The sequence below is a fragment of the bacterium genome, assembly GCA_035505375.1.
Classification (GTDB): domain Bacteria; phylum Hydrothermota; class Tepidihabitantia; order Tepidihabitantales; family Tepidihabitantaceae; genus UBA2258.
The window spans coordinates 1-12,437 of the sequence record DATJQV010000042.1; the positions used below are offsets into that span (position 1 = coordinate 1).

Below are 12,437 nucleotides of genomic sequence, written 5' to 3' on the forward strand. Positions count from 1 at the left end.
GTTCTGCCGGAGCCGCCTGCTTCTCAAGAACGGGCGGGAGGCGAATCTCAAAGCTGGAGCGCTTCGTCTACCGGCCAGACGAGCTGGAAGGCATGTGGCGGGAGAAGAACCCGGGAATAACTTACGGCACGTCATCTATCCTGACGGCCGCCATCGCAAGACATAGACTCGACGAAGACACGTATCCGCTATTCATGGCGCTGTCTCGCGGGCTGGGTGCTGCTCACACAAACCACAGGATTGGCGGCGGAGATCAGGCGGAGTTCAAGCCGGACGCCGGGGAAGCCGACATAGCCAAGGACCTTTGTGGAAAGGGCAAGACTGACCCGATCAACGAGTATTCCTCTTCGTTTGACCCGTCGATTCTGACCTACCCCCCTAGACGCCAGCGCGGCAAGTCCGACCTCCTGCTTGACCTCACCGGGGTCGGGTTTGAGTATGTCGCGGCCAAGGCGGTCGAGGTCGTGATGTGGGGCACGGAGAATGCACTACGCCACGCGCCACAGGTCCGTTATGGGAAGTTCTACACCGTAGACCGCGATGAGATTGAACGCATCAATGGCGTGCGCAACCTGATGTTGTCCTACAAGAGGAATCCCAAAGACACAAACCCGCTGGCCATCGCTGTGTTCGGCCTGCCGGGTTCAGGCAAGTCGTTCGCGATAAAACAGTTGGCCCGAGGCATATTCGCCAATGACAGAAAGGCACTCAGCGGCGAGAGAAAGGTGTTCTTCGAGTACAATCTGTCACAGATGGCTGACGTAGGGGAACTGCACCGGGCCTTCCATCAGGTTCGTGATGCGTCAGTGCAAGGGCAGATTCCAATCGTCATCTGGGACGAGTTCGACTGCCGTGGTCTCGAATGGCTACAGTACTTCCTCGAACCGGTGCAGGATGCGCAGTTTCGTGCCGCCGGCGACGTCCACCCGTTCGGCAAAGCAGTGTTCGTTTTCGCAGGCGGTACATCTCGCTGCTTCGAGGACTTCGATCTCTCGAAGGGCGGGGAATCCGCCGCCAAGGTCAGGCACTTCAAAGACCAAAAAGGCCCGGACTTCGTCAGCCGCCTCCGCGGGTTTGTCAACATCAAGGGACCCGACAAGATCGTGCCTGACCGCAAACGGAAGCGACTGGGAAACAAGTCGAAAGCGGCCACCGACTCTGCGTATATCCTAAGGCGCGCCATCGTCCTGAGGGACAAGCTTGCCAAGTATCACCCCCAGCTGATCGATACGAAGGGCCGTGCGCTCGTCAGTCCGGGCATAATAAGCGCATTCCTGCGGGTCAAGAACTTCGAGCACGGAAACAGGTCGATAGACGCTCTGGTCAGTATGAGCTCTGTAGACCAGGAACGGCACTTCGGTCCGGCCCAATTGCCGTCCGAGGACCTGCTGAACCTACACGTCAAAGATGGGTTCCTCAAACAAGTGAGAAGATGTGAGTTCAGCGCTGACTCAATCGAAGCCCTTGCCCAAGCATGGCACGAGGCGTGGTGCAAGTGCAAGAGAGACATGGGCTACACGCCCGGGCCTGACGACGACGAGAAGAAAACCAACCACCTGCTCAAACCGTATGCGGACCTGACCGAGGATGAGAAGGAGGCCAACCGAACCACGGCGCGCGTCCTGCCTGCAAAACTGTTGGATGTTGGGCTGGAGCTGACCAGAAAGTCCGCGAAGAAACACCTCCGCCTGTTCACGCCCAGGGAACTCAAGAAGCTGGCACGGCTCGAGCATGATCGGTGGCTGAGGGAGAAACTGGTGAGCGGTTTCACATGGGCCAAAGACACCGAGAGAGAGCTACGGCTTCATCGTGACGTAACGCGGTTCAGCAAGGTGCCCAAGCAAGACCAGAAGCTCGATTACGAGACAACCAAGACCCTACCACAGAAGCTGTGGGACTTAGGCTACGTGTTGGCAAGGAAAAGGAAACGTACCACGAAGGCCGCCCGCACAACACCCAAGAAACGTATCAGAGCGCCAAGGGGCAAGCCTGCCCGCGCCGCCAACAGATAGCCGATGGCATCATTGCGCAAGGTCGGTGATCCTGCAACTGCAGCCGAGAGCACTCGCGGCACCAAGACCGTCGTCGTAGCGGGCGACCTAGTCTGGAACCACTACATTGTTCAACACGAATCCGCGCTCAGACCTCATCGGGAGACTCCCGCATCCACGGTTGTCCGACAACACTGTGGTGGTGCTTGGCATACAGCCGAGTTGGTATCGTTAGCCTGTAGCGATCTCAGAGAGGGAATCAGCATGCGGACTGCGCCGCACGACGGCAACTTTCGGCCCGCAGCAGACGCCTTGGTCAATGACGCGTACGAAGTGTGCGCGCAGTTCGCCAACGAGTCAGGCAACGCCAGAACAAGGTCCTGGCGGATCCGAGACTTCCTTGGTTGTTCGCTACCTGAGACGGCAGTTCGGCCACTGGCTGTAGACCAGGACACTCCGAACCCGGACGTGCTGGTCATTGATGACACAAACCTTGGTTTCAATGCGAAGGAAGACCTCTGGCCGCTTGCGCTGACAGACAAAGGCAACCCGAAGAGCATCGTGTACAAGACGTCGGCATTCCCGCATAGCCTGCTATGGAAGTTGCTACTCGGGCGGTTCGCCGACCGGATGACCGTCGTCCTGGCTGTGGAGACGCTACGGTCACAATCCGCCAGGATAGAGTGTGCCAAGTCCTGGGACCAGACCATCGAAGACGTGGTCTGCGAGTTCGATCACGGTGCCTGCACCGCAGAGCTTGGTCGTTGCCAACGGGTAATCGTCCACTTCGGTCCGGCTGGTGCCGCCTGCCTGAGCCGAGTTCCGCTCCACGGAGTACCCATTCAGCCACCAGACAGCACCAACGACGAGACAGGTCTCCGAACTGGCAACGTGAAGCTGGAGCGACTCATCTATCGACCCGACGAACTCGAGGGCGCATGGTATGGCCAACACCCGGGTCTGACATACGGTGTTACGCCTCTTGTAGCGGCCGCCATCGCGCGCCACGAACTCGCACGAGCGACCTACCCGCTGTTCATTGCGGTCTCGCGCGCGCTTGGCGCGGCCCGCAAGGACCACGAGATTGGCGGCGGCTCAGGACCCAGTTTCGAAGTAAGTGCCTCGATACCGGCTGTCGAGGAAGCCTATCATCCTCGGGCCTCGGTCGAGCGCCGGTTCATTCACACCGACCCTGCAGACGAATACTTCTCCTCCATCCCGCATGAACTGCTGTCCTGTCCACCTCTCAGAGACCAGCCAGCAAGCGAGTCAGATTTACTGCGCGACCTGACCGGCGCGACCGACGAGTACGTTGCGGCCAAGGCCATCGAGGTGGTGATGTGGGGTCCTGAGAGGGCACTCGACGCCGCGCCCAAAGCTAGGTACGGTGACTACCTGACCGTCGACCGCGATGAAATAGAGCGCATCAACGCTATCCGCAGCCTGGTCCTAGCATACCGCGACAAGAAAGAGGACAAGAAACCACTGTCCATCGCGGTCTTCGGCCCGCCCGGCTCGGGCAAGTCATTCGCTGTCAGGGAGCTTGCCCGTGAGCTACTCGGTTACAAGCAGCGGGTGCTGGAGTTCAACCTCTCACAGCTCAATACCATCGTCGACCTCCACCATGCGCTGCACGAGGTCAGCGATGCAACCGTAAGAAGCGAGATGCCGCTCGTCTTCTGGGATGAGTTCGATGCCACGCTCAACGACGAGAAGTTATTCTGGCTTCGACATTTCCTTGAGCCGATGCAGGACGGCAGCTTCCGCTTGGATGGCGTCTCACACCCGTTAGGCAAAGCCATCTTCGTCTTCGCCGGTGGCACGTGTCACAACTACTAGGAGTTCACCGTCGGCAGCAGAGCGGCGCAACACGATACCAAAGAAGAGGCGAACTTCGTGGTGCGCAAGGGGCCCGACTTCGTCAGTCGCCTGCGTGGGTACGTCAATATCAAAGGCCCAAACCGAGACGAGGCCGACCCGGACGGCGACGCGGAGTTCCTCATCCGACGAGCACTGCTTCTCAGGGCACAGCTACAGCGACACCACAAGCACCTTCTGAAGAAGCAGCCGGCCCAGATAAGCCCCGGCGTCATCAGCGCTTTCCTGCGAGTCGCGAAATACCGCCACGGCGCGCGGTCGCTCGAAGCCATCGTCAGCATGAGCCCGGTGGGCACTGACCGCTTCTACGGTCCAGCCCACATGCCGCCGACGCACATCCTTGATATGCACATCGAAGGCAATTTCATGGGATTGGTAGGCAAGGGTGAATCGAGCAGTGACCTGTTGGACAAACTAGCCCGCGTGCTTCACGCGGCATACACCGAGTCCACCGGTGCCAGGCCTGGCGATTACGACACGCTCAGCAGCGAGGAGATGGACAACAACCTTGGCGCCGCCAGGCTCACCCGTGCCAAGCTCCTTGACGTCGGCATCCGTATAGAGCCACGACTTGCCAGCGGGCCCGCGCAGAAGTTCTCTTTCACGGAATCAGAACTAGACCGGCTTGCTAGAGTCGAGCACGACCGGTGGCTACGTGAGAAACTGCTCAGAGGATTCGCCTATGCCCCAGAGAGCGACAAGAGGCTGAAGCTGAACCTTTGTGCGGTTCCATTTGACAGAGTTCCCGCCGAGATGCGGCGAATCGACTACGATATGACCAGGGCGCTACCAGTTGGGCTGTGGGAGCTAGGCTACACGCTCGTGCGGGTGAAAAGCCTCCGACCTCGCTCCCCGGCCCTCTCCGAGGCGCCCGTCGAGCAGCCATTGGAAACAAACAGAACCCGAACAGTCAAAGCAGCGGCACGCAGCGCTTTCATTAGCTACCGTAGAGACACGAGCATTGAAGCGGCCCGCCTCATCCGTGAGAGGCTGCGTGGGCTCGGGTATCGAGTCTTCCTTGACGTCGACGACCTAGGATCCCACTACTTCGACGAGAGGCTGCTGGCCGCCATAGAGAGGGCCCCCAACTTCATCGTGGTTCTCGTGCCGGGAAGCCTGAACCGCTGCAGCGACGCTGAAGATTGGCTGAGGCGAGAAATCGTGCATGCCATCAAGACTGGACGTAACATCGTTCCGGTGCTGAAAGACGGGTTTCGCTTCCCAAGAGCCGACGGACTCCCGGCCGACATGCGAGACCTACTGAGGCATAACGGAGTCGTTTACGACCCCGTGTACTTTGATGCTGTACTGAACAAGCTGATTGACTTCCTGTGCACCGAGGAAGAACTGAAGCAAAGACAATCCAAGGTTCAATGACCCAGTGCCTGAGTCTCGGCGCCCACGAAACTCCGCTGGTCGCCATCGCTGCCCTAGGCGTGAGCGCGACCGGGTTGGACCCGGGCAGGTCCTGCAAGGCAGCACTCGCCGTGGTCCGCGCCGCCCTCAACAAATCCCCAGGCAGAGGCAGGTTCAGATCGGCAATGACGAGCATCCACTGAAACTGGTTCCCCCACTGCGTGGTCAGGAACGCGCGATGATGGACTCGCCCTCCCTGCCCGTCGACGCGGGTCGAGCCGTCCAGCGTGACAAGACACCGAGCAACTCACAACCCGACCACGCACACGTCGGGCTCTCAGCCAGTCGCTCGATGCGCCCAGCGGGAGCGGGACGCGCTATTTTGCCGGAACGTCGAGTGGAATCGCTGCGAGGCAAGGAAAGTGGTCGGAGTCCTCGATTCTATGCTCAACAAGGCCACGCTCAACGGCCTGCTGTGCGATGACGGGGTTGAACGAAATGAACTTCGGCCCGGCGAAGATATAGTCAAGCGTTGTCGTGGCCACAGACCCGACGCCGCGCGACTTTGTACCGCCGTGCTTGTCCGGTATGGCATCCAGGAAGTTCATCCTTCCAATCCACTCATACTCCTCTGATGACTCGGTGAAATTGAAGTCGCCCACCAGTATCCACACTGGATTACACCTGTTGAGAGTCTCGTGACGTTCGGGCCGGCGTTTCTTCCCACGGTCCGTGAATCCCTCGCGCGCCCATGTGTTGTACCTCGAAACGATGCCGTCGAAGACAACTCTGAGTTGCGCCAGTCGGATCTGGGACGCTCTTACGTCGATTTCGGGTATGCCCTCCCGTTCCATAGTTAGTGTCGTGAGGTGAAGATTGACGACAAACACGTCCAGCGGCTTGCCCCCGCAGCCGGTTGAGTCAAGGATGAAGTGCGCGACTAGCGCCGCCCGCGGTTCGGTGTCACGTGTCCCGAAGTACAGCCCAGACTGCAAATCGACCTGCTCGATGTAATGGCGTGGGCGTTCTGGGCCGTCTGCCCTCCTTGGCCACCGCCCGGGTCTTGATAGATCCCACACTGGGCAATGAGGCGTGTCGTTCCTGACTAGGAAGGCGTTGCCCTGTGCGAAATACGTCCCCTTGCGCCAGCCGCCGAGTTTCTGGACCTTGTTCCATTTTCCCTTTGATGACAGTCGGTCGCTGTCTATCAGGGGAAAAGGGTAGTAGTTGTATCTAGGAAACAACTTCGTGTCTATGAGATCCACCAGCTCCATGCCAGGTTCTCTGTACTGCACTATCTCCTGTAGTGCGATCACGTGCGGAAGGCCATGGTGGCCTCGTTCCTCGCTATGTATTAGACTCTGGAGATCCTGATTCAGATGGCGACGCACGTCGTCACGATCGTCGGCCTTCTCCAGATACCGTGCTCCACCGATGTTCCAGTCGATAATCGAGAACCTGTTCATCAAGCCTCCGTCTGAAGCGGCAGATTCACTAGCTCGTGCCCCTTCCGTCTTATCTTGAACCTGATGCTGTGGAAATGGCCATTCGTGACTAGGTCTTTCTGAGCGTCGTCCAAACATTTTGTCTCCTTTCCGAAGACAAGCACGCCTCCACCTCCACCAGCCCCCAGGGGGAACCCCGTACAGCCGTGATGCTCGGCGCACCCCACGATCTGGGTCGAGCCCTCCATGTAGGCGGGACAGATCCGGGTGCGCACGCTCCGATAGCGAGTAATGGCATCGTGCACCTGATCCCAATCCCGCCTTCTGATGCCTTCCCTGTATTGATAGGCTATCTCAAGTTTCGTTCGGTGATGCGCATACCCGTCTGATGTGGCAAGTGCCTTCCGCCATTCGCTGTTCACCGACGAACTGGCTCTCTCTTTCCCGGAGTGGAATACGACCATCCTCTGCTCGAGATCCTCGTAGAACTCCGGAGGCAGCAGTTCAAACCGGAGCGACTCGCCGTAGCCGCCCTCCCGCCACCCCGGAATCCCCCAAGGGAACCAGACGTAGTCCCGTACGCCACCAAAGACCACGTTGGATTGCTCTTGGGTCCCTGTGATGCTCACGCCCAGATCCTGCTCGAGCAATGACGCCATCGCCACGAGCTGCGCATCGGAGAATGGTCGCCCTGCGAGCTCGTTCGCCAGGATGCAAACACCGGTAGCGGCCGTGGCGGAACCGCCAAGCCCGGCGGAGTGGGTGCCAGCGTGCAAATTGTGCAGGTCGAACATCACGCCAGACAATCCGAACAGGTCCACGATCTTGAGCAACCAGTTGCCCTTGGTAGGAGGAATCGCGCCGGGCTCTCCGTCGGTTTCTTCTGCCAAGTACTCAGCCGAACGGACACCAATTCTGCCTGGCCCCTCAGGATGCGGCTTTGCGTCGACGCGGGTACCGGTGCTTATTGTGATACCGACGGTCCTCGGCAGGTTCTTGCTCCAAGTGGCCGCTGGATCCTCCCTCAGATTACGCGGTATGAAAGGAAGCCTCCAGAAGGCCTCTTGGAACTCACGCAGATCCAAACTCGAGCCGGGGCCGTCGATCCGGTTGTACGCGACCACGCCCGGAAGCGCATTGCGTCTTGATGCCTCGGACAGCCGTTCAAATAGCGACATGATTCCTCCAGTGGGATGCAGAGCGGCCGCCGGAGTTGTCCACCGAGTGGCCGTACCCGGTCTGGAGTCCGACTGCCACCTGCCCCGGTCCAAATGTATGTCAAATGCAGTCCGGAGTCAAGTCCGCGGCCCTCGGTGGGCAACCCACACCGAAGTGACGGGAGCAAGTTCCTGGTTGACTAGCCTTGGACATTGGATAGCCTTACAGCATAGCCACTGTGCAGAATCCATGACTACCATCGACGTCTTTGTCAGTCATGCTAGCGAAGATTCCAGTACTGCCATACAGCTAGCTTCGCACCTTGAGAGCAGCGGCTATCGCACATGGTACTATGAGCGGGACGCGGTCGCCGGAGTATCCCCACTGCTGCAGATCAGATGGGCAATCATCAACTGTCACGTGGTCGTGGTAGTCGTTTCGCCGAGCACGGTTCGCTCCCACTACGTTGTAAGAGAAGTCGTCCGGGCTATGGAGTTGGGCAAGGATTTCATCCCGTTCCTTGTTGGTTTGACTCGTAACGATTTGGATCAGCGGCAGGAACTGGTATATGAGGCCTTGGTACTGGCAACAGCAATCGAAGTTGAGCCCTCGAACGCCGCATCTGCCTTCCCGAAGGTGCTTGGCGGCCTAGCGCTGCTCAACATCCTGCCGGCTACTGGCGGCAGCACACGTCCAGTTGGCCAACCACACGCAATCACGCCGATCGGTCCTCCCTCGAACCAAGCACCCGTAGAAACTGGTCCGAAACACACCAAGGCCCAACCTCCACGGCATACCAGCGTCAAAGGGGACGGGTCTTCGAGGGCGGCCACGAGGAACCGACACGAGAGCATCTCGGACCTCCGTGCACGCGAAAGGTCATGCCGAGAGAACGGCAACATCCATGAACTGAAGCACGTGCTCATCGATCTGGCGCGAGCGCTCCGAGAGAGAGGCGATGCAGAGCGCGCATTGCCTCACCTAGAAGAAGCCGAGCGTCACTCTCGAGACACGGAGGATGGGGCCAGTCTGTCGGCATCTCTGAGTGAGCAGGCCTCAGCCTATGTCGACCTCGACGTCGTACCCGCAGCGATGTCGAAACTGAAGGAGCACCAAAGGGTATGCTTGGAACTTGGAATCGACAGTGCGCTGCAGTGGAACCTCGGCATGCAGGGTCTCCTCTTCCATGACCACGGTGATTTGTACCGAGCCTGGGAGTACTACGCTCGGCAGGAACGAATCTGCCGCGTCATGGGCGACCACCGCGGATTGACAGTGTCCCTAGTGAGCCGGGCGGTCTTGCTTGCTGAGTCTGCCAATCGACTTGAGGACGCGGTCCGTCTTGCTCAAGAGGCCAGAACCGAGGTCGCTCAGCACAGACTCAGCGACGTTGCGGATTGGGTTGAGGAGGTTCTAGCATCAGTCGCTACCGTCCAAACAAGCGAACGCATGAGTCCCATGTGCCGACCGCCTATTGTCGACGATGCTCCCGTAGACTGAAAGGTGCCGCATTCACGGCAACGACACAGACGGCGTTCCCTGCCGCTTGCCGACGAGCCGTACGGGCTCACATCGGAACACGGCCACGCGCCGCTTGTCCAGCAATTCAGAGGAATTCTGGACTCCATTCTAGCAAAGCGGATCTGACGCATGACAGCCGGAGCTGACCGTGGCCAGAGAACGAGCCGTCCGCGTGTTCATCTCCTCGACATTCCGCGACTGTTCCGGGAGCGGGATATCCTGGTCAAGCGCATCTTCTCGCAGTCGCGCAAGATGTGCGAAGAACGCGGAGTGTCGTGGGGCGAGGTGGACCTGCGCTGGGGCGTCACAGAGAAACACTACGGCTGGGCAAGCCCCGGAAACGCTGAAAGCGATTCACGACGCACGGGGCCTCGGCGAGTGGCGTCTACCTCGTATGGGAAGCGTCTGGCGTGAAGCGTGAGGCGTGACACGTCACCAAGATCGTGATGGCGCGGGAGATTGAAGTAGCCGCAGGGCAAGTAGGCCCGGACGTCAGTGCAAGACGCCCGGACTGGCCGTCTTCCGAGTGCGAGATCTGGTGGCACAAGCCGTGAAGGACAGTCGCAGAGCCGGGACGATCCCGAACTGACCTAAATGGCCGAAATATAATCTGTTAGGCACGTCAATCCTCGCCAAGAACGACACCCAGCGAACCACAGGGGGAACCGTTCCCGGAACGGTTCCCGGGGCGATTCCCAAAGGGAGTCTCGCCAGGGTTTGCGGATGGGTCTTCCCAGCGATTCCGCGGCCGACCTGCACCGTGACGCCCGGGCTCTCTTGGATGGTGACTCGCAGGCGGACTCTTGCGGCGACCTGGAATCCGACTCTCCGGCCGGTTCGCATCGAGACTCGACGACCGGTTCGCGGAGTAATTTGCAGAGGGACTTTCGGGGGGACCTCCGCCGCGGTTTGGACCACGACTCGTAGCCCGAGGCTCAGGCTTCGATAGACACCGAGTACGCGGTTGAAGAGGTGATGGACGTCTGGATGCGCGAGTAACGGGATCACGAGATCTGTGCCAGAAGCCGCCACTCCGAGTTCTACGTCAGGCGTCAGGACTACTGCCACCGGCTCGACGAAGCGCCGGCGGAAACCTGGTCCGGCTAGCGACATGTCTTGTCGGGCTTGGTCGGCGCTGCGACGGTAATCCCAGCGGTTAGAACCTGGCCGGACGCGTAGTACGACACCGGGACCATGTACGAGAGTTCGGCGCGGAATTCCACCGGGCATGCGTTGTACCCGATGAACGCGACCGGCCCGGCGTCATACTCGCTGGCACGTCCGCCGAATGAGAAGTTCAGCCCTCGCGCGTGGTATCCGTTCCCCACAAGCATCGACACTTGCCCCAGCGGAGTTACGTCCGCGCCGGGCTTGTGTTCGTCGTCGAAGTAGACATCAAGCAGATAGAGGCTCGGGCGAAACATCACGCTTATCTTCCGGTCATCGTATCCGAGGCCGAACTCGCCTCCGAACAAGGCGGAGAATCCCCCCGCAGTCTTCATGGCGGAAGTCAATCCCAGTTCGGCGTTCAGTCGCTTGCGGTCCATGCCCACGCGGACGCCCGGGGTGAGGTAGCCGACGTTGAAGCGTGAACTGGTAGACTGCGTACCAAGGAAGTCGAAGGAATCGGCACCGAAAGTGGAGAGGTGCTGATATCCCACCCGCCACTCGATTCCTCTCGGGGCCAGAGACCAGGCCGGCAGTCCGTCGTGAAAAGCGGCCGGCGGCACGCAGGCGGCTCCTGCCAGTAATGCAGCCCCAACGAGTAACAGAGGAAGACGGGCGCCCCGGCGAGATTCCAGAACTGACGTCGTCACAGCGAGGTCCGAGGCAACTCCGCTAGATTCTTCGCCGACTCGCCACGTGTATCGCGTGGATGACGACCACCGAGCAAAGGACGAGCAGCGCCATCGGGTTCGGGACCTCCGGGTTTATCCGGACGCCATACGTGTCGCGTATCGCCCAGAGCGTGCGCGATATGTCCGCAATCTCCTTGCCATCCTGCACGATGCCGTAGGTCAGTCCTATCAGGTCGCCCTGCACCTCAAACAGCCGCGTGCCGTCAGGCTTTTCGAACCAGTAGCTCGGCCCGACCGAAATTATCCTCTTCACCAGCGCGCCCTCGTAGGCGGCGTTGTCCGGCTGGTCGTTGTCGTTGCCCGTGTAGAACTTGTACGTGGGCCGGACCGCCAGGAGTTTCTGCTGTACAATCATCTCGTTTAGCAGTCCCCGGTTGTAGAGGCAATAGAGCGCCGGGATGCTGAGCAGCTTCCTCTGGAAGAACCCCACTGTATCCTGGTTCAAGGGGTTCATGATCTCCACCTTGTCCTGAATCGAGAGGAACTTCTCGCGCACCAGGAAATCGCGCTGGGTCGCCAGTAGCAGCTCATTCATCGGGGAATCTCGGGGACAGTCTACTGAACTCCGTGACGGTCCAGGGCAGAGGTGGGATGCCCGCGGCTGGTGCTTGCATCAAAGGCGTGATGAATATCGGTTCCACAGTGGTGGAATTCTAATACCCGTCAGGGCCTTGTCAAACTGCAGAGCGTGGCGTCATTCGCTGCGTCAAAGCAGGGGGCAACGGACTGGGGATTAGGTGGATTGGACGTGTGCAGTTTGAGAGCCGCAGCTTCATGCGCCAGCGTTGGGAAGGAGTGACGATGTTGACCGTGCAGGGATTGGACCAGTCGCCGTACCTGGTTTCGGTCACGAACCAGTCCATGTGTTCCCGCATGTACTCAAACCGGCACTTCACCACGTACCTGCCCACGCCCGAGTACACATGTTCGCAAGGGGAGCCTACGGAGTACGCACCGTTTACGCTGTTGTCGCCCCAGTCAAAGTAGGCCACTGCCTCAATGTCGGGGTTCTGTAACACCGGCTGTGTTGCCTGAAACGCGGTCGGCTGACCCGTCCAACCCGTGTCCGGGCCAATAAGGGTCGGAGTCGGCGGCTCGGGCAGGGAATTGCAGCCCGGCAGCGCGGTCAGCAGTAGACCGGCCAATACCAAGAAGCGCGTCCTCATTTCCGATATGCAGGCCGGCGCGGGCGCGGCGTCAAACCAGCGGACAGGGTCGGTGCGTGGCTC

10 protein-coding genes are annotated in these 12,437 nt (G+C 59.7%); 5 read left to right on the top strand and 5 right to left on the bottom strand.

Features of this window, described 5'->3' with window-relative positions:
* From VMH22_06920 to VMH22_06930, 3 genes are all read left to right on the top strand, one after another.
* The coding region (locus tag VMH22_06920; protein HTW91427.1) for a RyR domain-containing protein at positions 1-2,012 on the top strand (2,012 nt) is incomplete at its 5' end.
* A gap of 243 nt (positions 2,013-2,255) precedes the next feature.
* Complete coding sequence (locus VMH22_06925) at positions 2,256-3,830, top strand: ATP-binding protein (GenBank protein HTW91428.1); 1,575 nt, start codon at positions 2,256-2,258, stop codon at positions 3,828-3,830.
* A gap of 57 nt (positions 3,831-3,887) precedes the next feature.
* Complete coding sequence (locus VMH22_06930; protein ID HTW91429.1) at positions 3,888-5,246, top strand: TIR domain-containing protein; 1,359 nt, start codon at positions 3,888-3,890, stop codon at positions 5,244-5,246.
* Positions 5,247-5,602: 356 nt separating this feature from the next.
* Here VMH22_06930 and VMH22_06935 read toward each other — a convergent pair whose 3' ends face one another.
* Together VMH22_06935 and VMH22_06940 are read right to left on the bottom strand one after the other, a co-directional pair.
* Entirely contained in the window at positions 5,603-6,691 is a 1,089-nt protein-coding gene (locus tag VMH22_06935) for an endonuclease/exonuclease/phosphatase family protein (GenBank protein HTW91430.1), read from the bottom strand.
* A complete protein-coding gene (locus tag VMH22_06940; protein ID HTW91431.1) occupies positions 6,691-7,794 on the bottom strand; it encodes a GHMP kinase in 1,104 nt (367 codons plus the stop codon). The genes VMH22_06935 and VMH22_06940 overlap by 1 nt, the downstream gene beginning before the upstream one ends.
* Positions 7,795-8,077: 283 nt before the next feature.
* On the opposite strand from VMH22_06940, the gene VMH22_06945 reads away from it, so the two are divergent.
* Entirely contained in the window at positions 8,078-9,328 is a 1,251-nt protein-coding gene (locus VMH22_06945; protein ID HTW91432.1) for a TIR domain-containing protein, read from the top strand.
* A gap of 150 nt (positions 9,329-9,478) precedes the next feature.
* Positions 9,479-9,763, top strand: coding sequence for a hypothetical protein (locus VMH22_06950; protein ID HTW91433.1), 285 nt, complete (start codon positions 9,479-9,481; stop codon positions 9,761-9,763).
* Positions 9,764-10,452: 689 nt separating this feature from the next.
* Here VMH22_06950 and VMH22_06955 read toward each other — a convergent pair.
* From VMH22_06955 to VMH22_06965, 3 genes are all read right to left on the bottom strand, one after another.
* Positions 10,453-11,079: a hypothetical protein gene (locus VMH22_06955; GenBank protein ID HTW91434.1), complete on the bottom strand. Its 627-nt coding sequence runs from the start codon at positions 11,077-11,079 to the stop codon at positions 10,453-10,455.
* A 109-nt stretch (positions 11,080-11,188) separates the two neighbouring features.
* Positions 11,189-11,743 carry a hypothetical protein gene (locus VMH22_06960; GenBank protein HTW91435.1) on the bottom strand — a complete coding sequence of 185 codons (555 nt, stop codon included), beginning with the start codon at positions 11,741-11,743 and terminating at the stop codon, positions 11,189-11,191.
* A 139-nt stretch (positions 11,744-11,882) separates the two neighbouring features.
* Positions 11,883-12,374, bottom strand: coding sequence for a hypothetical protein (locus tag VMH22_06965; GenBank protein ID HTW91436.1), 492 nt, complete (start codon positions 12,372-12,374; stop codon positions 11,883-11,885).
* Positions 12,375-12,437: the final 63 nt, after the last annotated feature.

What these genes read in the sequence shown, in the direction of transcription:
- VMH22_06945 (HTW91432.1), top strand. Translation starts at nt 8,078, where the DNA reads ATGACTACCATCGACGTCTTTGTCAGTCATGCTAGCGAAGATTCCAGT.
- VMH22_06935 (HTW91430.1), bottom strand. Translation starts at nt 6,691, where the DNA reads ATGAACAGGTTCTCGATTATCGACTGGAACATCGGTGGAGCACGGTAT.
- VMH22_06965 (HTW91436.1), bottom strand. Translation starts at nt 12,374, where the DNA reads ATGAGGACGCGCTTCTTGGTATTGGCCGGTCTACTGCTGACCGCGCTG.
- VMH22_06960 (HTW91435.1), bottom strand. Translation starts at nt 11,743, where the DNA reads ATGAATGAGCTGCTACTGGCGACCCAGCGCGATTTCCTGGTGCGCGAG.
- VMH22_06950 (HTW91433.1), top strand. Translation starts at nt 9,479, where the DNA reads ATGACAGCCGGAGCTGACCGTGGCCAGAGAACGAGCCGTCCGCGTGTT.
- VMH22_06925 (HTW91428.1), top strand. Translation starts at nt 2,256, where the DNA reads ATGCGGACTGCGCCGCACGACGGCAACTTTCGGCCCGCAGCAGACGCC.